The organism is Acidovorax sp. 35-64-16, from assembly GCF_002281195.1.
Classification (GTDB): Bacteria; Pseudomonadota; Gammaproteobacteria; order Burkholderiales; family Burkholderiaceae_C; genus Acidovorax; species Acidovorax defluvii.
Genome location: NZ_NCFM01000004.1, coordinates 41,873 through 62,124, shown reverse-complemented (window position 1 = coordinate 62,124; position 20,252 = coordinate 41,873). Strand labels below are relative to the sequence as shown.

Genomic DNA, 20,252 nt, shown 5'->3' with positions numbered 1-20,252 from the left:
CACAGGTCGGAGAGTGCGGCGTTGCGCATACCATAGGCGGGTTTCAATCCACACAAAGGAGAACCGAATGCATCGTCGTCAATGGCTTGCTCTTACCCTTGCGGCCGCTGCTGGCAGCGCCGCGGCACAGGGCTACCCCAACAAGATCATCAAGCTGCAAGTGCCGTTTGCGCCCGGTGGTACCACCGACATCATCGCTCGCGTCATTGCAGATCCTCTGGGCCGTGCACTGGGCCAGAGCGTGATCGTGGAAAACAAGTCGGGCGGCGGCGGCATCGTGGGCGCCAACGAAACGGCCAAGTCGGCACCCGATGGTTACACGCTGGGTGTGGCCACTGTGTCCACCACGGCGGCCAATCCGGCCATCAATCCGAAGACGCCCTATAACCCGCTGACGGATTTCACGCCCATTATCAACATCGCCGCCACACCCAACATCATTGCGGTGCACCCCAGCTTCCCGGCCAAAGACTACAAGTCGTTCGTGGCCGAAGTCAAGAAGTCCCCTGGCAAGTATTCATACGCGTCGTCGGGCACGGGCGGCATTGGCCACCTGCAGATGGAGCTGTACAAAAATCTGTCCGGCACTTTCGTGACCCACATCCCCTACCGTGGCGCAGGCCCCGCCCTGAACGACACCGTGGCCGGTCAGGTGCCCATGATTTTTGACAACCTGCCTTCAGCACTGCCCTTCATCAAGGAAAACCGCCTGGTGCCCATCGTGGTGGCTGCACCCGAGCGCGTGGCGGCGCTGCCCAATGTGCCCACCTTCAAGGAACTGGGCCTGGAGCCAGTGAACCGCATGGCCTACTACGGCATCGTCGGGCCCAAGGGCCTGCCCAAGGAGGTGGTGGACAAGGTCAACGCAGCAGTGCGCAAGGCGCTGCAGGATCCGGCCGTGAAAAAGCGCATTGAAGAAACAGGCTCGATCATCGTGGGCAACACCCCCGACCAGTTTGCCGCGCAGATCAAGGCCGAGTACGCGGTGTACAAAGACGTGGTGGCCAAGCAGAAGCTGACGCTGGAATAATCCGGCGGCTTGCCACGCCAGCCGCCCGCAGTCCGGGCGGCTTTTTTACGTGCTATCGTTTTTAGATGCTTGCTGCCAGCCTGACCGCCATCGATACCTTTGTGGACGCCCTTTGGCTGGAGGACGGCCTGGCCCGCAACACGCTGGCCGCCTACCGGCGCGACCTCACGCTGTATGGCACCTGGCTGGCTGGCCAGCAACCCGCACTGGCACTGGATGACACGGCCGAGCACCACCTGCAGGCCTATTTTGCCGAGCGCCATGCCCAGACGCGGGCCACATCGGCCAACCGGCGCCTGACGGTGCTGCGGCGGTATTTTCACTGGGCGCTGCGTGAGCGCCGCATCAGCGCCGACCCCACCGTGCGGCTGGAGGCGGCACGCCAGCCGCTGCGCGTGCCCAAAACCCTGTCGCAGGCACAGGTGGAGGCGCTGCTCAATGCGCCCGACGTGGGCACGCCGCTGGGCCTGCGCGATCGCACCATGCTGGAGCTGATGTATGCCAGCGGCCTGCGCGTCACCGAGCTGGTCACGCTCAAGACCTTTCAACTTGGCCTGAATGAAGGCGTATTGCGGGTGATGGGCAAGGGCAGCAAGGAGCGTCTGGTGCCGTTTGGAGAGGAGGCGCGACTGTGGATCGAGCGCTACCTGCAGGAGTCGCGCGGCATGATTCTGGGCGGCCAGCAGACCGAGGACCTGTTTGTCACCCAGCGGGGCGCCGGCATGACGCGCGTGATGTTCTGGATGATCGTCAAAAAGTGGGCGGCGGTGGCGGGCATTGCCGCGCCGCTGTCCCCGCACACGCTGCGCCACGCCTTTGCCACGCATCTACTCAACCATGGGGCCGACCTGCGGGTGGTGCAGCTGTTGCTGGGACATGTCGATATTTCCACCACCACCATCTACACCCATGTGGCGCGCGAGCGCCTGAAAGCGCTGCATTCACGCCACCACCCCCGGGGGTGACGGCGGTAACGGGGTGGCAGCGGGGATAACGGTTGAACGGTGCAGGCAGGCCCGCGCGATCTGCGCCAAAATCGGCAGCTTTCCCTGAACACCGAAAGCCGTCATGCCCTTCAAAAGCCGTCGCAGCCTGCTGGCCGCCCTGTGCCTGAGCGCCCTGGTGCCACCACTGGCCCATGCCCAATCCCAACCGGCCGCCTGGCCCGCCAAGCCCATCCGCATCGTCGTCGCTTACCCCGCAGGTGGGGTGAGCGACACGGTGGCGCGTGCGCTGGCGGACAAGCTGGCGGTGCAGCTGGGGACCCCGGTGGTCATTGAGAACAAGGCGGGCGCCAGTGGCAGCATCGGCGTGGATGCCGTGGCCAAGGCAGCGCCCGATGGCTATACCCTGGGCTTTGCCGCCATCAGCCCGTTGGCACTCAACCCCCATCTGGGCAAATCGCCGTTTGACCCGCAAAAAGACATTGCGCCCGTAGTCAGTGTCATGTATTCGCCCGTGCTGTTGCTGGGCACCCCGGCCAGCAAGGCGAAAGATTTTCGCGATCTGCTGGCCACCGCGCGCGCCAAGCCGGGGGAGATCCGCTGGACCACCTCGGGCCCGGCGTCGCTGGGCCACATCATGCTCGAGCAGATCATGGCCAGCGCACAGGTGCAGATCACCCATGTGCCCTACAAGGGGGGCGGCCAGCAGATGAACGATGCCCTCGGCGGGCAGTTTGAAGTGCTTTCCACCAATGCAGGCCCTGCGGTGCAGCAGCATGTGAAAGCGGGCAAGCTCAAGCCACTGGCCGTTGGTGCCCCTGCGCGGCTGGCCAGCCTGCCCGACGTGCCCACGCTGGCGGAGCTGGGCCTGCCTGCTGCCAACACGTCATCGCTGTTTGGCATTTACGCGCCAGCTCAGACCCCAGCTGCGGTGCTGGAGCGGCTCAATGCCGAGCTGAACAAGGCACTGGCACTGCCCGATATCCGCAGCAAGCTCGATGCCACCGACAACGTGCCCACGGGCGGCACGGCGGCCGAATTTGCCCGCCAGATTGCGCTGGAATCCGAGAGCAACGCCCGCATCATCCGCAGCGCGGGCATCAAGGCCAACTGACTCTGGGGGGGCGGGCAGCCGAAAGCTGCTTCGTTTTTTCCCTCGGAGCGGGGCCTTTCACGCCGCGCGCGCCGCCCCTTTGGATGTGGGCGGCACGGTGACCGGATTAGTCTTCGTTCAGCGTTTCCGCCCAGGTGAGGGCTTGCAGGTGCGCCCAGTTGACCTGGCGGTTGGACAGGTGCAAGGACTCGGCGGCCTTGGCAAATGCGGCCTCGTCGCCGCTTTCGCAGGCGCGTGTGAGTTCGAGAAACGGCGCAAAAACGCCGGTGCCGTGCAGCAGTGCGTCCGTCACGGGTTGGGGCAAGGCCACCGATTCCAGGGCTTTTTCCAGGGGCACGCCCAGCATTACATCCAGCAGTGAGAAAACGCCCACCACAAAGGCGTTGTCGCATTCCTCGGGTGGCAGCAACTCGGCGGCCAGCAACTCCATCAGGCGACCACGCACCACCGCAGTGGTTCCCACGGCCGGCGGGGGACCGCCTGCGCGCGACGTGGTCATGAGCAAGGCGGCCCAGCGGAACAGCTTCTTGAGGCCCAGGATCATCACGGCATGGCGGAACGACGTGACTTCGCACGACAGGCCAAAGCCCGACGAGTTGATGAAACGCAGCAGGTTGAAAGACAGCGTGGGGTCTTTCTTGAGCAGGTCTTCGATCTCGGCCGTGCTGGCCTGTTTGCGCACCAGGTTGATGAGCTGGATGATGGTGGCCTGCGACGGGCGTATGGTGGTGGCCTTCACCAGCGAGGGTTTGGCGAACCAGTAGCCCTGGAACAGCTTGACCCCCAGATCCGCCATCAACTGGTATTGCTCGGGGGTTTCCACCTTTTCTGCAATCAGCGTGGCCTGGCTGTGCATGCCGGCAAATTTGACCAGCGGGCCCGCCAACTCGGGCTTGAAGGCCTGCATGTCGAGCTTGATAAAGCCCGCCAGCGGCAACCACGACACATAGCTGCGCTTGAGCACATGTTGATCGAACGCCAGCCGGAAACCCCGGGTGCGCAAGGCGTCCAGTGTGGCCACCCGGGCTTCAATTTCCTCGGCCGTGGCGCTGTCGGCGAGTGGGGGCACTTCGAGCACCACCTTGTCGGGGTGGATGAGTTCCAGGTGCCCGCCGGCGAGGCTTTCATGCGTGCAGTTGATGAATACGGTCTTCTTGCCCACCAGTGCTTCGGTGCCGGCATACGACAGGGCATTGAACAGCAGTGCGGCATCACTGGCAGCGGTATGTGAGTCCGACGCCGTGGAGCGGTCGAACAGCTCGTAACCATAGACTGCTCGGTTGGCGTCCACGATGGCTTGGCGTGCAATGATGGCCAGATTGTCGGTCTCTGTGCCGTCTGGGGCAGCCACTTCGGCTTGCGGAATGTCTTGTTCGTTGGTGCTCGACATGGATACGCTGGTAAGGGTGTTGCGGGGGGGCCGGCCCATTCTAGACCGGAGGCTCTGCCCGCAAGGTCAGTCCGTGAGCTGGTCCGCCCAGGCCAGTGCCTGCAGATGGGCAAAGTTGATTTGCTGGCTGGACAGGTGCAGGGTGCCCGCTGCACGGTCAAACACGGCGTCATCGCTGGATTCGCAGGCCTCGGCGAGCGTGAGCAGGTCGCCCAGGAAGCCTTCGCGCCGCAGCAGGGCGTCCGCGACCTCATCGGGCACGCTCAGCAGGCCGAGTGCTGATTCGATGGGCATGTTCAGCATCACGTCCAGCAGCGAGAAAATGCCCGCCACAAACGCCAGATCGGCCTCTTCAGGGGGCAGGGTTTCCAGGGCCAGCAGTTCCATCAGCCGCCCACGCACGACGGCGGTGTGGCCCACCGGCGACGGCGTGCCACTGGAGCGCGAGGCGGTCAGCAGCAGGGCCGCCCAGCGGAACAATTTTTTCAGGCCCATGAGCATCACTGCCTGGCGGAAGGATGTGATCTCGCGGCTCAGGCCAAAGCCCGAGGAGTTGATGAGCCGCATGAGGTTGAAGGCCAGTCCCGCGTCTTTTTTGAGCACTTCCTCGATGTCGTCCGTGCTGGCCTGCTTGCGCACCAGGTTGATGAGCTGGATGATGCTGGCCTGCGAGGCCGGGAGCAGCTTGGCCTCGACGAGCGCGGGGCGGGCGAACCAGTAGCCCTGGAACAGATCAATGCCCTGGCTGGAAACCATGTCGTATTGCTGCGCGGTTTCCACTTTCTCGGCAATCAGCTCGGCCTGCGAATGCCGGCCGGCATAGCTGATCAGCACGGCCAGCTGGTCGGGGGCGAGCACCGACAGATCCAGCTTGATGTAGTCGGCCAGCGGCAACCAGGGCGCGTAGGCGGATTCGAGCACGGTGTGGTTGAACGCCAGGTGAAAGCCGCGTTCGCGCAACCCCGCCAGAATGGGCAGGCGGGCCACCACCTCGGCGCTGGCGGCATGGCCCAAGGGGGGGATTTCGAGCACGACCTTGTCGGGGTCCAACAGTTCGAGGTGACCACCCGCCAGGCTTTCATGGGTGCAGTTGACGAAGATGAGCTTCTTGCCCACCAGCTCTTCGGTTCCGGCATGGGAGAGCGCGGTGAACACCAAAATGACATCGGTGGCGGCCGTATGCCCTGCGCCTGTGCGTGAGCGGTTGAACAGCTCATAGCCCACCACCATGTGCTGCGCGTTCACGATCGCCTGCCGCGCAATCATGGCAACAGACGACTGGTTGGGGGGCGGCGGCGAGTTGGCACCGTTGGCAGGATGTGTGGACATGGGGTGGGGGGTGTTGGTTTCAGCGTGCCAAGAATGCCGGACGCGGCGTTGGCGGATTGTAGAAAAGTTCGGCGTTTAGGGCGCCTGGATCACCCCTGCTGCAGCCACAGCAATTCGGCTTCGGTAAAGCCGGCGCTGCGGCGTGCGGCCTCGTTGAACGGGGGCTTGAGCCGGGGCGCCTCGTACTGGCGCACGAGCTGGCCATAAAGGCTTTCGGGGTCCAGCCCCTGGCGTGCGCACAGCCAGCGGTACCAGTGGTTGCCAATGGCCACGTGGCCCACCTCGTCACGCAGGATGGTGTCCAGGATGTCCACGGCAGCCAGTGCATCGGGGGTGCCCACCTGGCGCAGCTTGCGCTGGATCTGCGGCGTGGCGTCCAGGCCGCGCGCTTCCATGGTGCGGGGCACCAGGGCCATGCGGGCGACGATGTCGTGCTGCGTTTTCTCGCACATGGTCCACAGACCCTGGTGGGCCGGGAAATCGCCATAGTCGTGGCCCTGGCGGCGCAGGTGGTCGCGCAGCAGCCTGAAGTGCTGGGCCTCTTCGGCCGCCACGCGCAGCCAGTCGAGGTAATAGGCCGGCGGCATGCCATCAAAACGCCAGACCGCATCGAGGGCCAGGTTGATGGCGTTGAACTCAATGTGCGCAATGGCATGGATGAGGATGGCACGGCCCTGTGCGGTGGCCGGGGAGCGGCGCGCGACCTCGGTGTGGCGCAGCAGGGCGGGGCGCTCGGGGTGGCCGGGCAGGGCGCCGGCATCTGCCGGGGCTGCGGGGGCTTGTTCTGCTATTGAAAGCGTAGCTGCTTGCGCTTGAAGGTCAAGCGTTGCGGCTGCTTTTTGTTCAGGGTCTGAGAGGCACAAGACCTGCAGTGCACGTTGGCGAAGCTCCATCCTTACAATTCTAGGCCCTGCCTGGAGTTGGTTGGAGGGCCAGAGCAGTTGCTTTGTAACCAACAGGCAGGTCCATTTTTTACGGAGTGTGTTGCATGGCGATTTACGAACTCGATGGCCTGGCCCCGCGCATGGCGGCCTCGGCCTGGGTGGCTGACACCGCGCAGGTGATCGGCAACGTGGTGCTGGGCGAGAACGCCAGCGTGTGGTTTGGCACGGTGGTGCGCGGCGACACGGAGGCCATCACCATTGGTGCAGGCACCAATATCCAGGATGCGAGCGTGCTGCACGCCGACTTCGGCCAGCCGCTGGTAATCGGTGAGCGCGTGACGGTGGGCCACCAGGTCATGCTGCACGGTTGCACCATTGGCGACGAAACGCTGATCGGCATTGGCGCCATCGTGCTCAACGGCGCCAAAATCGGCAAGAACTGCCTGGTGGGCGCGGGCGCGCTGGTGACCGAGGGCAAAGAGTTTCCCGATGGCTCCATGATCATCGGCAGCCCTGCCAAGGCCGTGCGCGAACTGAGCCCCGAGCACATCGAAGGCCTGCGCCAGAGTGCCCGTCACTACATGGACAACGCGCGCCGCTTCCAAAGCGGCCTGCGCAAGCTGGCCTGAAGCCAGCCCACCGAGCCCGACTTTTTTCTGGAATCCCTGCGTGTCTGAACTCCACAAGTTTCTTTTCGATGGTCTTCCCGTGCGCGGCATGCTGGTGCGCCTGACCGATGCCTGGACCGAGATCCTGCGCGTGCGCGCAAGCAACTCCGCCACCGGCGCCTACCCCGCACCCGTGAGCGAACTGCTCGGCGAAATGGCCGCAGCCGGCGTGCTGATGCAGTCGAACATCAAGTTCAACGGCGCGCTGGTGCTGCAGATTTTTGGCGACGGACCGGTCAAGCTGGCGGTGGCCGAGGTGCAATCCGACCTGAGCCTGCGTGCCACAGCCACGGTGAACGGCCCTGTGGCCGACGATGCGCGGCTGAGCCAGATGCTCAATGTGGCCGGTGGCGGACGCTGTGCCATCACGCTCGACCCCAAGGACCGCCACCCGGGCCAGCAACCCTATCAGGGCGTGGTGCCACTGCACGGCGACCACCATGAAAAGCTGGAGCGCCTGTCGGATGTGCTGCAGCACTACATGCTGCAGTCCGAGCAGCTTGATACGGTGCTGGTGCTGGCTGCCAACGACACCGTGGCGGCCGGCCTGCTGATCCAGCGCATGCCCCTCAAGGGCGAGGGCAATCTGGCTGCGGGCCTGACGCACCGCGAAAACGAAGACCAGATCGGCCGCAACGAGGACTACAACCGCATTGCCCACCTGGCATCAAGCCTGACCCGCGAAGAGCTGCTGACGTTGGACGTGGACACCATCCTGCGCCGCCTTTTCTGGGAAGAAAAGCTGCTGCGTTTCGAGCCGCAGCAGGGCGACACCGGACCTCGTTTTGCGTGCAGCTGCAGCCGCGAGCGCGTGGGCAACATGTTGCGCAGCCTGGGCCGGGACGAGATCGAGAGCATTCTGGCCGAGCGCGATGACGTCGAGGTGGGCTGCGAATTCTGTGGGCAGCAATACCGTTTTGACGCGGTGGATGCGGCGCAGATTTTTGTCTCTCCCATGATCAGCCAGCAGCCTGTGCCGCCTGCCATTCAATAATTCACCCCTCAACGGTCGGCAGCGCCCCGGCCGGTGAGGGCGCTGAACAGGCGATGTTCGCATTCGGGGTCGCTGCATTTCTCGCAGTCCCAGGCGCGCAGGCGCATGGGTTTAGCATCCGACACGTCGTTTGCGCTTATTGCATAAGGCTTAACAGCTATTGAATTAATAGCGTTTAGCGCGTTTTCGACCCGCTCGGGACCTTGGCCATACACCACGTGGTAGCGCACGGCAGCATCCGCCAGCAAGGCGCGTAGGTGTGCATCGCAGGCCTCGCGCCGGGCTTGTTCGGGTGCGGCGCAGGGCAGGTCCAGCCCCATCAGCAAGGTGATGGCGGCGCTGTGCAGGGTGTGGCGGATCGCGGTGGGCAGCTGTGGAGCGTCTGCCACGGCAATCTCCTGTGCCGTCATGGCGGAGTCTGCCAGTCGGTGCTGAAGGGCCTCGGCCAATGCGGGGGCGCCGGTGCCGGGTGCACCCAGCAGGGCAATGGTCTGCTGTGCAGGCACGGTGGCGATGAAGGATGCAGCCCGGCAGCTCAGCGGGGCATGTAGTGCACGTAAACCTCGTTGGGCTTGACCATGCCCAGCTCGCTGCGTGCCTTTTCTTCCACCATGTCCAGGCCCTCTTTGAGGTCGTGCACCTCGGAGTTCAGGCGCTCATTGGCCTGCCGGGCCCGGTCGTTGGCGGCGATCTGCTCATCGAGCTGACGCTGCATTTCCTGGACACGGGGAATGCTTCCCCGGCCCAGCCAGAGCTGGGCATGAAGGACTGCCAGCAGGGCCAGCAGGACAACGGGCACAAGACGAAAACCCATGGCCTAAATGGTACGCCTTGCCGGGGCCGCACCATGCGTTGCGTCCGGTCGTGCTGGCGCCGCCCCAGGGCGCCGGGGGGCGCCTGAGCGATCGCAGCAGGACCGGGCAGCTGGCATGGTTTAGCGCAGGTTGTAGAACGCCGCGCGGCCCGGGTAGTGGGCAATCTCGCCCAGGTCTTCCTCGATGCGCAGCAGCTGGTTGTACTTGGCGATGCGGTCCGAGCGCGACAGCGAGCCGGTCTTGATCTGGCCTGCGTTGGTGCCCACGGCGATGTCGGCAATGGTGCTGTCTTCGGTTTCGCCCGAGCGGTGCGAGATCACGGCCGTGTAGCCCGCGCGCTTGGCCATTTCGATGGCGGCGAAGGTTTCGGTCAGCGTGCCGATCTGGTTGATCTTGATGAGGATCGAGTTGGCAATGCCCTTGTCGATGCCTTCCTTGAGGATCTTGGTGTTGGTGACGAACAGGTCGTCGCCCACCAACTGCACGTTTTTGCCCAGGCGCTCGGTCAGGATCTTCCAGCCATCCCAGTCGCCTTCGTGCATGCCGTCTTCGATGCTGATGATGGGGTACTTGTCGCACCACGATGCCAGCATGTCGGTCCATTGCTGGGCGGTGAGCTTGAGGCCGCCTTCGCCCTCCAGCACATACATGCCGTCCTTGTAGAACTCGCTGGCGGCGCAATCGAGGCCCAGGGCGATCTGCTCGCCGGCGGTGTAGCCTGCGGCTTCGATGGCCTGCAGGATCAGCTGGATGGCGGCTTCATGGTTTTCAACGCTGGGCGCAAAGCCGCCCTCGTCGCCCACGGCGGTGCTCATGCCCTTGTCGTGGATGATCTTTTTGAGAGCATGGAACACCTCGGCACCCCAGCGCACGGCTTCGCGGAAAGTGGGGGCGCCCACAGGGATGATCATGAACTCTTGCAGATCGAGGCTGTTGTTGGCGTGCGCGCCGCCGTTGATGACGTTCATCATCGGCACGGGCAGCTGCATGCCGCCCATGCCGCCCAGGTAGCGGTACAGGGGCAGGCCGGACTCTTCGGCGGCGGCGCGGGCCACGGCCATGGAGACGGCCAGCATGGCATTGGCGCCCAGGCGGCTCTTGTTGTCGGTGCCGTCGAGGTCGATCAGGGTCTTGTCCAGGAAGGCTTGTTCCGACGCGTCCAGGCCGAGCACGGCCTCGGAGATTTCGGTGTTGATGTGCTCGACGGCCTTGAGCACGCCCTTGCCCAGGTAACGGCTCTTGTCGCCGTCGCGCATTTCAATGGCTTCACGGCTGCCGGTGGACGCTCCGCTAGGCACGGCGGCGCGGCCCATCACGCCCGATTCGAGCAGCACGTCGCACTCGACGGTGGGGTTGCCGCGGCTGTCCAGAATCTCGCGACCTACGATGTCAACGATGGCACTCATGGTTTTCCTTTTGCAGAAGTTTTAAATCAAATCGGGCTCTAGCGCTTGCTGGATAAGCGCTAGCAGCTATTAATTAATGAGCGAAGATCGAATGCGCGTTCAGACGCCTTCGACACACACCATGCGCATGACCGCCGCGCCTTCGCGCGCTGCCTTGGCTTTCTGGTATTCGGGTGTGTCGTAGAAAGCGCGGGCCGCTTCAAAGCTCGGAAACTTGAGAATCACGGTGCGGCCGGGGTTCCAGTCGCCTTCCAGTACTTCAACCTTGCCGCCGCGCACGCATACTTCGGCGCCGTGGGCCTGCATGGCCACGGTGCTCCATTTGCGGTACTCCTCGTACTGCGTGGGGTTCGTGACGGTGACGGATGCGATGACGTAACCACTGCTCATGTTTCAGGCTCCAAAATTGTTTTCGAGGAATCCGCTTTTCTTGGTGATGTCGTCCAGGGCCACCAGGGTGGCCAGCAGTGCCTTCATGTGCTTGAGGGGCACGGCGTTGGGGCCGTCGGACCAGGCTTCGGCTGGCTTGGGATGGGTTTCCATGAACAGGCCCGCCACGCCGACGGCCACGCCGGCGCGGGCCAGCACCGGCACCATGTCGCGCGCGCCACCGCTCACCGCACCCAGGCCGCCGGGCTTTTGCACCGAGTGCGTCACGTCAAACACCACGGGCGCGCCGGAGTTGCGCATCTCGGCCAGGCTGGTCATGTCGGCCACGAGGTTGTTGTAGCCAAAGCTCACGCCGCGTTCGCAGGCCAGGAAGCGGTCTTCCGAGAGACCGACCTCCTGCGCAGCGGCACGGGCCTTGTCGATGACGTTCTTCATGTCCCAGGGCGCGAGGAACTGGCCCTTCTTGATGTTCACCGGCTTGCCGCTCTGCGCCACGGCACGGATGAAGTCGGTCTGGCGGCAGAGGAAGGCCGGCGTCTGCAGTACGTCCACCACGCTGGCCGCCTCGGCCACCTGGGAGGCCTCGTGCACATCGGTCAGGATGGGCAGCTGCAGCTGGCGGCGCACTTCATCCAGGATTTTGAGGCCCGCTTCCATCCCCACGCCGCGCTGGCTGGTGCCAGACGAGCGGTTGGCCTTGTCAAACGACCCCTTGTAAATCAGGGGAACGCCCAGTGCCGTGCAGGTCTCCTTGAGCTGGCCTGCGACGTCCAGCGACATCTGCAGGCTTTCAATGGAGCAGGTACCCGCGATCAGGAAGAAGCGGTGTTCCAGGCCGACGTCGAAGCCGCAGAGTTTCATGGCGATGCTCCTTGCTTACGCTGCGGCCTTGGCGGCCTGGTGTTCTACGGCCGCCTTGATGAAGGCGTTGAACAGCGGGTGGCCGTTCCAGGGCGTGGACTTGAACTCGGGGTGAAACTGCACGCCGATGTACCAGGGGTGCACGCTGTGTGGCAGCTCGACGATTTCCGTCAGGTGCTCGCGCTGCGTCAGCGCCGAAATCACCAGGCCAGCCTTGCGCAGCTGGTCGAGGTAGTTGACATTGGCCTCGTAGCGGTGGCGGTGGCGCTCGGTGACCACGTCGCCGTAGATGCTGTGCGCCAGCGTGCCGGGTGCCACGTCGGAGCTTTGCGCGCCCAGGCGCATGGTGCCGCCCAGATCGGAGTTCGCGTCGCGTGTCTTGATGGTGCCGTCGGCATCCTTCCACTCGGTGATCAGGGCGATCACCGGGTGCTTGCAGGACGGATCGAATTCCGTGGAGTTGGCACCGGGCAGGCCTGCCACATGGCGGGCGTATTCGATGGTGGCGACCTGCATCCCCAGGCAAATGCCGAGGTAGGGCACCTTGTGCACCCGGGCGAACTTGGCCGTGCAGATCTTGCCTTCCACACCGCGCGAGCCAAAGCCGCCAGGCACGAGGATGGCGTCGTAGGAGGCCAGCTTGTCGGCTTCCTGGCCTTCGATGGATTCGGAGTCGAGGTGGTCGATGCGCACACGCACATGGTTGCGCATGCCGGCGTGGCGCAGGGCCTCGTTGACAGACTTGTAGCTGTCGGACAGCTCCACGTACTTGCCCACCATGGCGATGCGCACTTCGCCCCGGGGGTGCTCGGTCTCATGAACCAGGTCGTCCCAGCGCTTGAGGTTGGTGGGGGGGGTGTTCAGGCGCAGCTTGTCGCAAATGAGGCCGTCCAGGCCTTGCTCGTGCAGCATGCGGGGCACCTTGTAGATGGTGTCCACGTCCCACATGCTGATCACGCCCCATTCGGGCACGTTGGTGAACAGCGAGATTTTTTCGCGCTCTTCTTCCGGGATGCGCCGGTCGGCGCGGCACAGCAGGGCGTCGGCCTGGATGCCGATTTCGCGCAGCTTCTGCACGGTGTGCTGGGTGGGCTTGGTCTTGAGCTCGCCAGCCGCAGCAATCCAGGGCACATAGGTCAGGTGCACAAACGCCGCGTTGTTGGGGCCCATGCGCAGGCTCATCTGGCGCACGGCCTCCAGGAACGGCAGCGACTCGATGTCTCCCACCGTGCCGCCGATTTCGACAATGGCCACATCCACGGCATCGGGCGTGCCGATGCCGGCGCCGCGCTTGATGAATTCCTGGATTTCGTTGGTGACGTGGGGAATGACCTGAACGGTCTTGCCCAGGTAGTCGCCGCGGCGCTCTTTCTCCAGCACGGACTGGTAAATCTTGCCCGTGGTGAAGTTGTTGGTTTTCTTCATGCGCGTTTCAATGAAACGCTCATAGTGGCCCAGGTCGAGGTCGGTTTCTGCGCCGTCATCGGTCACAAAAACCTCGCCGTGCTGAAACGGCGACATGGTGCCCGGATCTACGTTGATGTAGGGGTCAAGCTTGATGAGGGTGACTTTGAGTCCCCGCGATTCGAGGATCGCGGCAAGGGAGGCTGAGGCGATTCCCTTGCCCAGGGAAGACACCACACCGCCGGTGACGAAGACAAATTTGGTCATGTCTTTTTTGGTGGTGGGAAATTGGGATTATAGATGGCCCCCCGGCAAGCGGCCGCGGCGGGGCCTTCTTCTGTCTGCTAAATTCGCGCCATGAATGAGCTTGCTGGCAAACACATTGTTCTGGGTCTGAGTGGAGGCGTGGCTTGCTACAAGGCGGCCGATCTGTGCCGCCAGCTCATCAAGGAGGGGGCCACCGTGCAGGTGGTGATGACCGAGGCAGCCAGGCAATTCATCACGCCGGTCACCATGCAGGCCCTGTCGGGCAGGCCGGTGCATGGCTCGCAATGGGACGCGCGCGAGCCCAACAACATGCCCCACATCAACCTTAGCCGCGAGGCCGATGCCATCCTGGTTGCGCCCTGCAGCGCCGACTTTGTGGCGCGCCTGGCGCAGGGGCGGGCGGATGAATTGTTGAGCCTGCTGTGCCTGGCGCGACCACAGGAGCGTGTGCCCTTGCTGCTGGCCCCGGCCATGAACCGCGAAATGTGGGCGCACCCGGCCACGCAGCGCAACCTGGCCCAGGTGGCCCAGGATGGCGCCACGGTGCTGGCCGTGGGCAACGGCGACCAGGCCTGCGGCGAAACCGGTGACGGCCGCATGCTGGAGCCGGAGGAGTTGCTGGAAGAAGTGATTGCCTTTTTCACGCCCAAGGTGCTGGCGGGCCAGAAGGTGCTGGTCACGGCGGGCCCTACGTTCGAGGCCATTGACCCGGTGCGCGGCATCACCAACCATTCCAGCGGAAAGATGGGTTTTGCCATTGCGCGCGCGGCCCGCGAGGCTGGCGCCGAGGTCACGCTGGTGGCGGGCCCCGTGCATCTGCCCACGCCGCGCGGTGTGCATCGCATCAACGTGCAGTCTGCACAAAATATGCTTGAAGCCGTTATGCAGAAAGCGCAGAAAGCTACTGTTTTTATAGCGACTGCGGCGGTAGCTGACTGGCGTCCGGCCACGCAGTCGGAGCAGAAGATCAAGAAGGATGGCTCTGGCCAGACGCCAGTGCTGGGTTTTGTCGAAAACCCGGACATCCTGGCCACCGTGGCGCAGTCGCAGCACGCTCTGGTGGGCGACCTGTTCTGTGTGGGCTTCGCGGCAGAAAGCCACGATCTGCTGGCCCACGCTACGGCCAAGCGCCAGCGCAAGGGCGTGCCATTGCTGGTGGGCAATATTGGCCCCGCCACCTTCGGGCAGGACGACAACGCCCTGCTGCTGGTGGACGCGCAGGGGCATCGCGAGTTGCCCCGGGCATCCAAGCGCATCCTGGCCCAGCAGCTGATTGCCGAGATTGCCCAGCGCCTGCCTGCTTTGCAGGCCTGACCGCAAAGGATTTCCATGGTGATTCCGCCTGTCCGCCCCGACTGGGATACGCCTCCCGATGGTGATTTCGCCCGCTATGTGGATCGGTTGGGTGCCAATGCGCCGGCTGCGGCGCCCCCCCCGAACACAAATGCGGCAGGGCCTGCCGGGCCGACCCGTCTGCAGGAGGCGCCCCAGCGTGGCGAGAGCGCACCGAAACCACCCGTGCAAGCACCTCCCCCTGACCTGGCTGTGATGGCCGGGCAGCTTGGGGGCAGGCTTCGTGGCGCACGTGTCGTGCTATTGGTGGCGATAGGGATCCACGCCATCGCCTGGCTGGGTTTTGGCCGGGGCTCACTGCCGGTTTTGATGTTCATGGCGGTGTTGTGGTGGGGATTGGGCAGGGTAGTGCAGATGCTCCCCGGACTGCTCTCACTTCCCCGCAACGCCGAAAATCAGGGCGTAGAGTCCTGGCGACAGCGCTTGCGGGCACGGGCCCCGCAGGGCAAAGCAGAAAGCAAGAAGTGAAGATTGACGTCAAAATTCTTGATTCGCGCATGGCGGATCAGTTGCCGACTTATGCTACGCCGGGCAGTGCGGGCCTGGACCTGCGGGCCTGCATCGATGCGCCCTTGGTGCTGGCACCCAATGCCTGGCACCTGGTGCCTACGGGCATTGCCGTTTTTATCAAAGACCCCGGATACGCTGCGCTCATCCTGCCCCGCTCGGGGCTGGGGCACAAGCACGGCATTGTTCTGGGTAATCTGGTGGGCCTGATCGACAGCGATTACCAGGGACAGCTCATGGTGAGTGCCTGGAATCGCAGCACGGTGCCTTTCACGCTGGAGCCCATGGAGCGGCTGGCCCAGTTGGTCATTGTTCCCGTAATGCAGGCGCAGTTCAACGTGGTGACCGAGTTCGAGGCCACCGAGAGGGGCGAAGGCGGCTACGGGTCCACGGGCAAGGGGTGAGGGGTTTTTTCGTCCCTGCACTGTTTCATGCCCGTGTCCTTGTGTCAGCGCATTCCTACGCGGCGCAGAGCCCAATGCCGACCTGTACGGTCGTGCTTTGCCGCCCAAGGGTGTCTCGGGCCCATGCTCCAATCGTTTTGCATCGGGTGGTGAATGGCTTCGCCAGGACGCTGCCCTCATCGAGATATTTCAAGGAGAACTGATATGCGCCAGATCACACGTACCGCCACCTTGGTGGGCTCTGTCTTTATGCTCGGAGCCTTGGCCGCATGTGCGCCACAGCAGACCTATCCGAGCCAGTATCCATCGGGCGGTTACACGTCAGGTGGCTACCAAAGCAATGCACCGGTTTATTCGAACAATGCCATGGGCACGGAATACGGCCGTGTTGCCAATATTGAGGTGTTGCAGGGTCGCAGCCAGGGGCAAACTACCGGTGCAGGCGCAGTCCTGGGTGCCGTGGTGGGTGGAGTATTGGGCAACCAGGTGGGTGGCGGATCGGGCCGCACTGCCGCAACTGCCGTGGGTGTCATTGGCGGAGCGCTTGCAGGCAATGCCATCGAAGGGCGCAACAACAACAGCGGCGGCGAGGTGCAGGGCTATCGCATTTCGATTCAGCTTGACCAGGGCGGCTATCGCTCTTACGACGTAAGCAATCCGGGCGACCTGCGTACGGGCGACCGGGTGCGTTTGTACAACGGTCAGATTTCCCGCCAGTAAGCAGCCAGCGCGACGTGGTGGCCCGCAAGGGCCGCCATTTCAGTGCAGCAGCGAGTTGCCTGGTGCCTGGGGCTGTATGCGAAAAAAGCCCGTACCCGCCGTGCCTTTGCCGATTTCTTCCTCTGTGGCTTCGCGAACGCCTTGCACCGTGAGTTGCAATCGCAAGGCGATTCCGGCAAGTGGATGGTTACCGTCCAGCACCAGATGCTCTGGGTAGATTTCTGTCACGGTGTAAAGACCGCTGCGGGGCGCAGTGGGGTTGACGCCCTCGGGCAGTGCGCTCCCATCAAACGTCATGCCCTCCTCAATCTCAGGCGGGAACAGTTCGCGGGGCTCCAAAAAAAGCAGTTGGTCGTTGAAGTCGCCAAAAGCATCCTCGGGTTCCAGGTGTAGCGCCAGCGTTGCACCTGGGCCATGGCCTTGCAGTGCTTCCTCGATGCGGTGCAGCAGGTCTTCGCCGCCCACCAGGAATTCCACCGGGTCGTCGAGCACGTCCAGTTCTTCGCCCAGGGTGTCTTTAAGGGTCCAGGTCAGAGCGACCACGCATTGTTGGGTAATTTCCATAGGAGAATTGTCGCAGTTTGATCAACGGCCCTGTAAATGGGCGGACAGGTTCTCATGGATATCCAGCAACCCCTCTCCCTGCTCGGCGGCCTGAGCCCCGCGCAATTCATGCGTCGGCACTGGCAAAAAAAGCCTTTGCTGGTGCGCCAGGCCATCGCGCAATTCACACCGCCGGTGTTGCGGTCCGAGCTGTTTGCGCTGGCTGCGCAGGAGGGCGTGGAGTCCCGGCTGGTGCAGCAGGTCAAGGATGTCTGGAAGTTGCGCCACGGCCCGTTTTCACGCCGGTCATTGCCTGCCCTCCAGCAGCCCAACTGGACGCTGCTGGTACAGGGTGTGGATCTGCACAACGACCAGGTGCACGCCCTCATGCAGCAATTCCGTTTTGTTCCGGATGCGCGCCTTGATGACCTCATGATTAGCTATGCCAGTGATGGCGGAGGCGTCGGCCCGCATTTTGATAGCTACGATGTATTTCTGCTGCAGGCCCATGGTCGCCGCTGCTGGCGCATTGGTCGCCAAAAAAACCTGAGCCTGCGGGACGATATTCCGCTGAAAGTGCTGGCGCAGTTCGAACCCGAGCAAGAGTATGTGCTCGAGCCCGGGGACATGCTGTACCTTCCGCCCGGATATGCCCACGACGGTATCGCCGAAGGGGAGTGCATGACCTACTCGATCGGTTTTCGGGTTCCGGCACGTGCCGAACTGGCCAATGAGCTTCTGCTGCGGGTGGCAGAAGATGCGGACGAGGAAGCTGTCCCGGTTTTGTACCGCGATGCGGGCCAGGATGCCGTGGAGCAGCCCGCTGCCATTCCCGAGCGGTTGCACGAATTTGCCCGGGATGCATTGAAACGCGCATTGAGCGAGCCCCTGGTGCTCGAACGCGCGCTGGGTGAGTACCTGACCGAGCCTAAGCCCAGCGTATGGTTTGAGCCGAATGACGCAGGTGTGATGCTGGAGGGTTTGGCACTGGACCGGCGTACCCGCATGATGTACGACGCGCACCACGTGTTCATCAATGGCGACAGCTATCGCGCGGCAGGCCGCGACGCCACGTTGATGCGGCGCCTGGCGGATCAACGCCGCTTGAACAGCCGTGATCTGGCGCGTGCCACTGACGATGCCCTGGAACTGCTGTCTGCCTGGTGCGACGCTGGCTGGGCCCATGCCTGCAAAGACCCACAGGAAACCCCATGACCGATGCGGTAACCCCAGCCCCTTCATTGCCTGATTTGCCTTCTGGGCGGTTCACTGGTCGCGAGGCGTTCATGCAGCTTGTGCGTGATGGGTTGGCCACAGCGGCGCGTGACGGATGGTCAGAGATTATTGTGAGTGATTCCAACTTTTATGACTGGCCGCTGGGAGAGCTTGCTGTCATCGAGTCGTTGCAGCAGTGGGCCCACAGTGGCCGTCGGTTCACCATGCTGGCTTGCACGTTTGACGAGGTGATACGGCGGCATCCGCGTTTTGTGCGCTGGCGCGGCACATGGGATCACATCATCAGCTGTCGGCGCAGCCCTTCGGCAGACCCGCTTGACCTCCCCAGTGCCTTTTGGTCGCCAGCCTGGGTGATGCACCGCCTCGATCCCGTACGCTGTGTGGGGGTTGCCGGCTTTGAGCCGGAACGCCGCGTTTTATTGCGGGAATCACTCAATGAATGGTTGCGAAGCAAAAGTTCATCCGGATTCCCGTCAACCACATTGGGGTTGTAACGTTGATAGTGCTCAATGCATGAAAAATGAATTGCGTTTCATGTGGGAATTCAGCGTTATTCGGGATTGACGAAATCCCAATATAATTGTCGATTGCGCAGAAACGCACGCCCATGCATTCGGCCAACGCGTCAACGGCTGCACAGTCTGGTCGTGGTGGCTACTCCGGTTTTTTGTCTGTCCAACTAGGAAAATTGAAATGAAGAAATCGCTCGTTCTGGCTACCCTGATCGCTGCTGCTGCCCTCGCCGCTTGTGGCAAGAAGGAAGAGCCTGTTGCTGCTCCTGCGCCAGCTCCCGTGGAGGCACCTGCCGCCGCTGCGCCTGCTTCTGACGCTGCTGCGCCTGCTGCCGAAGCCGCTGCTTCTGCTGCAGACTCCGCCAAGGCTGCTGCCGATGCTGCTGCAACTGCCGCAACTGGCGCACAGACCGCCGTTGACGCTGCTGCAACCGCTGCAACCGATGCCAAGGCTGCTGTGGACGCTGCTGCAACGGCTGCTACCAGCGCTGCTTCCGCTGCGAAGTAAAGCCGGCACGGATTTCAGGGCCTGCCAGCCTTGCTGGAGCCTCTGAAACCAAGGGCCCCGACCTGTTCACAGGTGCGGGGCTTTTTTGTTGCTGCCCATTGTGTTGCGATGACTGCAGAGGCTGGGTAGCTCTTGCGCGGCAATTTGCCGCTGAGTCTTTTGCCAAGGGGATGCGCTGCGTAGTTGCGGCGACTACACCACGTTGATCCAGTCCGTACCTGCGGTGGCCGAGGCAATGTCCACAGCGTCAGCGGGCCAACCCATGGAGTGTGCCAGCGCTTGCTGCGCCAGCCGGGGCTGGTTGTTCTGCGCGCTGAGGTGTGCCGCGACCACGCGATTCAGACCCGTGTGCCGAACGGCCGCCAGGATGCCGGCAGCGTCGTGGTTGGCCAGATGCCCATGCACACCCGCAATGCGTCGCTTCAGAAAAGCGGGATAGCCGGATGCTGCGAGCATGTCCGGGTCGTGGTTGGCCTCCAGCAGCAGCGCGTGGCAACCCTGCAATTGCTGCAGCACATGGGGGCTCGCGTGGCCCAGGTCGGTAAGCAGGCCAAGGTGAGAAGCGCCATCGGTGCAGCGCAATTGCAGCGGTTCCCGCGCATCGTGCGGCACGGTAAAGGGCACTGCGCACACCGTGCCGAGATCGATGGGAACCATGTCGTGGGCCATCTGCAGCAGCCCGTCAAAATCTGGCGCACCTATCGCCACATGGGTGCCGCGGCTCATAAAGACGGGAATGCGGTGCCGCATTGCCACGGTATGGGCACAGCCGACATGGTCTGCGTGTTCATGCGTGATGAAAATGGCATCGATCTGGTCGATGCCCAACCCTGCCGCACCCAGCCGGGTGGCAAGTTGCCGGATGCCGAAGCCGCAGTCCACCAACAGGCGGCGCACCTGCAATCCGTCGCCCGCTTCCACCACGGTGGCGTTGCCTGAGCTGCCGCTGCCCAAGCTGCGAAAGCGCAGCATC

General features: G+C 63.4%; 22 protein-coding genes. 11 read left to right on the top strand and 11 right to left on the bottom strand.

Going from position 1 to position 20,252, the window contains the following annotated elements:
- Positions 1–67: 67 nt before the first annotated feature.
- From B7Y64_RS04745 to B7Y64_RS04735, 3 genes are all read left to right on the top strand, one after another.
- Positions 68–1,030, top strand: coding sequence for a tripartite tricarboxylate transporter substrate binding protein BugE (locus B7Y64_RS04745; protein WP_291328447.1), 963 nt, complete (start codon positions 68–70; stop codon positions 1,028–1,030).
- A 65-nt stretch (positions 1,031–1,095) separates the two neighbouring features.
- Entirely contained in the window at positions 1,096–1,995 is a 900-nt protein-coding gene (gene xerD, locus B7Y64_RS04740) for a site-specific tyrosine recombinase XerD (RefSeq protein WP_291325654.1), read from the top strand.
- A gap of 103 nt (positions 1,996–2,098) precedes the next feature.
- Positions 2,099–3,088, top strand: a complete 990-nt coding sequence (locus B7Y64_RS04735; RefSeq protein ID WP_291325652.1) for a tripartite tricarboxylate transporter substrate binding protein — start codon at positions 2,099–2,101, stop codon at positions 3,086–3,088.
- Between the two features lie 106 nt (positions 3,089–3,194).
- Here the strand turns inward: B7Y64_RS04735 and B7Y64_RS04730 are convergent, their stop codons facing one another.
- The 3 genes from B7Y64_RS04730 to B7Y64_RS04720 form a co-directional block, all read right to left on the bottom strand.
- Positions 3,195–4,478, bottom strand: coding sequence for an HDOD domain-containing protein (locus tag B7Y64_RS04730; RefSeq protein ID WP_114656883.1), 1,284 nt, complete (start codon positions 4,476–4,478; stop codon positions 3,195–3,197).
- Between the two features lie 66 nt (positions 4,479–4,544).
- On the bottom strand, positions 4,545–5,807 hold the full coding sequence (locus tag B7Y64_RS04725; RefSeq protein ID WP_291325651.1) for an HDOD domain-containing protein: 1,263 nt from the start codon (positions 5,805–5,807) through the stop codon (positions 4,545–4,547).
- Between the two features lie 89 nt (positions 5,808–5,896).
- Positions 5,897–6,700 carry a ferritin-like domain-containing protein gene (locus B7Y64_RS04720; RefSeq protein ID WP_291325650.1) on the bottom strand — a complete coding sequence of 268 codons (804 nt, stop codon included), beginning with the start codon at positions 6,698–6,700 and terminating at the stop codon, positions 5,897–5,899.
- Between the two features lie 95 nt (positions 6,701–6,795).
- Here B7Y64_RS04720 and B7Y64_RS04715 point away from each other — a divergent pair, with 95 nt between their 5' ends.
- The gene (locus B7Y64_RS04715) at positions 6,796–7,320 is read left to right on the top strand and encodes a gamma carbonic anhydrase family protein (protein WP_291325649.1); all 525 of its coding nucleotides are present in this window, start codon (positions 6,796–6,798) and stop codon (positions 7,318–7,320) included.
- Between the two features lie 40 nt (positions 7,321–7,360).
- The gene (locus tag B7Y64_RS04710) at positions 7,361–8,353 is read left to right on the top strand and encodes an Hsp33 family molecular chaperone HslO (protein WP_291325648.1); all 993 of its coding nucleotides are present in this window, start codon (positions 7,361–7,363) and stop codon (positions 8,351–8,353) included.
- An 8-nt stretch (positions 8,354–8,361) separates the two neighbouring features.
- On the opposite strand, the gene B7Y64_RS04705 is transcribed toward B7Y64_RS04710, so the two are convergent.
- The 6 genes from B7Y64_RS04705 to B7Y64_RS04680 form a co-directional block, all read right to left on the bottom strand.
- Positions 8,362–8,859: a hypothetical protein gene (locus tag B7Y64_RS04705; RefSeq protein ID WP_236637051.1), complete on the bottom strand. Its 498-nt coding sequence runs from the start codon at positions 8,857–8,859 to the stop codon at positions 8,362–8,364.
- 29 nt (positions 8,860–8,888) lie between these two features.
- The gene (locus B7Y64_RS04700; RefSeq protein WP_024814521.1) at positions 8,889–9,167 is read right to left on the bottom strand and encodes a septum formation initiator family protein; all 279 of its coding nucleotides are present in this window, start codon (positions 9,165–9,167) and stop codon (positions 8,889–8,891) included.
- 120 nt (positions 9,168–9,287) lie between these two features.
- Positions 9,288–10,574 (bottom strand): phosphopyruvate hydratase, encoded by a 1,287-nt coding sequence (gene eno, locus B7Y64_RS04695; RefSeq protein WP_291325646.1) that lies wholly within the window; start codon positions 10,572–10,574, stop codon positions 9,288–9,290.
- Between the two features lie 99 nt (positions 10,575–10,673).
- Positions 10,674–10,964 (bottom strand): DUF1330 domain-containing protein, encoded by a 291-nt coding sequence (locus B7Y64_RS04690; RefSeq protein ID WP_024814523.1) that lies wholly within the window; start codon positions 10,962–10,964, stop codon positions 10,674–10,676.
- 3 nt (positions 10,965–10,967) lie between these two features.
- Complete coding sequence (gene kdsA, locus B7Y64_RS04685; protein WP_291325644.1) at positions 10,968–11,825, bottom strand: 3-deoxy-8-phosphooctulonate synthase; 858 nt, start codon at positions 11,823–11,825, stop codon at positions 10,968–10,970.
- Positions 11,826–11,840: 15 nt separating this feature from the next.
- Complete coding sequence (locus B7Y64_RS04680; RefSeq protein WP_291328445.1) at positions 11,841–13,496, bottom strand: CTP synthase; 1,656 nt, start codon at positions 13,494–13,496, stop codon at positions 11,841–11,843.
- Between the two features lie 90 nt (positions 13,497–13,586).
- Between B7Y64_RS04680 and coaBC the strand changes: the two genes are divergently transcribed.
- From coaBC to B7Y64_RS04665, 3 genes are all read left to right on the top strand, one after another.
- Positions 13,587–14,810, top strand: a complete 1,224-nt coding sequence (coaBC, locus tag B7Y64_RS04675; RefSeq protein ID WP_291325642.1) for a bifunctional phosphopantothenoylcysteine decarboxylase/phosphopantothenate--cysteine ligase CoaBC — start codon at positions 13,587–13,589, stop codon at positions 14,808–14,810.
- A 503-nt stretch (positions 14,811–15,313) separates the two neighbouring features.
- On the top strand, positions 15,314–15,760 hold the full coding sequence (dut, locus tag B7Y64_RS04670) for a dUTP diphosphatase (RefSeq protein ID WP_291325641.1): 447 nt from the start codon (positions 15,314–15,316) through the stop codon (positions 15,758–15,760).
- Positions 15,761–15,964: 204 nt separating this feature from the next.
- Positions 15,965–16,480: a glycine zipper 2TM domain-containing protein gene (locus B7Y64_RS04665; protein ID WP_024814529.1), complete on the top strand. Its 516-nt coding sequence runs from the start codon at positions 15,965–15,967 to the stop codon at positions 16,478–16,480.
- 39 nt (positions 16,481–16,519) lie between these two features.
- Here the strand turns inward: B7Y64_RS04665 and B7Y64_RS04660 are convergent, their stop codons facing one another.
- Complete coding sequence (locus B7Y64_RS04660; RefSeq protein ID WP_111865348.1) at positions 16,520–17,044, bottom strand: peptidylprolyl isomerase; 525 nt, start codon at positions 17,042–17,044, stop codon at positions 16,520–16,522.
- Positions 17,045–17,098: 54 nt separating this feature from the next.
- On the opposite strand from B7Y64_RS04660, the gene B7Y64_RS04655 reads away from it, so the two are divergent.
- From B7Y64_RS04655 to B7Y64_RS04645, 3 genes are all read left to right on the top strand, one after another.
- Positions 17,099–18,238, top strand: coding sequence for a cupin domain-containing protein (locus B7Y64_RS04655; RefSeq protein ID WP_291325667.1), 1,140 nt, complete (start codon positions 17,099–17,101; stop codon positions 18,236–18,238).
- Positions 18,235–18,753, top strand: coding sequence for a hypothetical protein (locus B7Y64_RS04650; protein WP_291325640.1), 519 nt, complete (start codon positions 18,235–18,237; stop codon positions 18,751–18,753). Before B7Y64_RS04655 ends, B7Y64_RS04650 begins: the two co-directional genes overlap by 4 nt.
- A 275-nt stretch (positions 18,754–19,028) precedes the next feature.
- Entirely contained in the window at positions 19,029–19,325 is a 297-nt protein-coding gene (locus B7Y64_RS04645; RefSeq protein WP_161555626.1) for a hypothetical protein, read from the top strand.
- 146 nt (positions 19,326–19,471) lie between these two features.
- On the opposite strand, the gene B7Y64_RS04640 is transcribed toward B7Y64_RS04645, so the two are convergent.
- Complete coding sequence (locus B7Y64_RS04640) at positions 19,472–20,251, bottom strand: MBL fold metallo-hydrolase (protein ID WP_291325638.1); 780 nt, start codon at positions 20,249–20,251, stop codon at positions 19,472–19,474.
- Between the last annotated feature and the right edge of the window lies 1 nt (position 20,252).

Bases quoted from the DNA above. Each gene is read 5' to 3' on its own strand.
- B7Y64_RS04690 (WP_024814523.1), bottom strand. From the start codon at position 10,964: ATGAGCAGTGGTTACGTCATCGCATCCGTCACCGTCACGAACCCCACG.
- B7Y64_RS04650 (WP_291325640.1), top strand. From the start codon at position 18,235: ATGACCGATGCGGTAACCCCAGCCCCTTCATTGCCTGATTTGCCTTCT.
- coaBC (WP_291325642.1), top strand. From the start codon at position 13,587: ATGAATGAGCTTGCTGGCAAACACATTGTTCTGGGTCTGAGTGGAGGC.
- kdsA (WP_291325644.1), bottom strand. From the start codon at position 11,825: ATGAAACTCTGCGGCTTCGACGTCGGCCTGGAACACCGCTTCTTCCTG.
- xerD (WP_291325654.1), top strand. From the start codon at position 1,096: ATGCTTGCTGCCAGCCTGACCGCCATCGATACCTTTGTGGACGCCCTT.
- B7Y64_RS04745 (WP_291328447.1), top strand. From the start codon at position 68: ATGCATCGTCGTCAATGGCTTGCTCTTACCCTTGCGGCCGCTGCTGGC.
- eno (WP_291325646.1), bottom strand. From the start codon at position 10,574: ATGAGTGCCATCGTTGACATCGTAGGTCGCGAGATTCTGGACAGCCGC.
- B7Y64_RS04730 (WP_114656883.1), bottom strand. From the start codon at position 4,478: ATGTCGAGCACCAACGAACAAGACATTCCGCAAGCCGAAGTGGCTGCC.
- B7Y64_RS04640 (WP_291325638.1), bottom strand. From the start codon at position 20,251: ATGCTGCGCTTTCGCAGCTTGGGCAGCGGCAGCTCAGGCAACGCCACC.
- B7Y64_RS04735 (WP_291325652.1), top strand. From the start codon at position 2,099: ATGCCCTTCAAAAGCCGTCGCAGCCTGCTGGCCGCCCTGTGCCTGAGC.
- B7Y64_RS04655 (WP_291325667.1), top strand. From the start codon at position 17,099: ATGGATATCCAGCAACCCCTCTCCCTGCTCGGCGGCCTGAGCCCCGCG.
- B7Y64_RS04665 (WP_024814529.1), top strand. From the start codon at position 15,965: ATGCGCCAGATCACACGTACCGCCACCTTGGTGGGCTCTGTCTTTATG.
- B7Y64_RS04700 (WP_024814521.1), bottom strand. From the start codon at position 9,167: ATGGGTTTTCGTCTTGTGCCCGTTGTCCTGCTGGCCCTGCTGGCAGTC.
- B7Y64_RS04725 (WP_291325651.1), bottom strand. From the start codon at position 5,807: ATGTCCACACATCCTGCCAACGGTGCCAACTCGCCGCCGCCCCCCAAC.
- B7Y64_RS04715 (WP_291325649.1), top strand. From the start codon at position 6,796: ATGGCGATTTACGAACTCGATGGCCTGGCCCCGCGCATGGCGGCCTCG.
- B7Y64_RS04720 (WP_291325650.1), bottom strand. From the start codon at position 6,700: ATGGAGCTTCGCCAACGTGCACTGCAGGTCTTGTGCCTCTCAGACCCT.
- B7Y64_RS04660 (WP_111865348.1), bottom strand. From the start codon at position 17,044: ATGGAAATTACCCAACAATGCGTGGTCGCTCTGACCTGGACCCTTAAA.
- B7Y64_RS04680 (WP_291328445.1), bottom strand. From the start codon at position 13,496: ATGACCAAATTTGTCTTCGTCACCGGCGGTGTGGTGTCTTCCCTGGGC.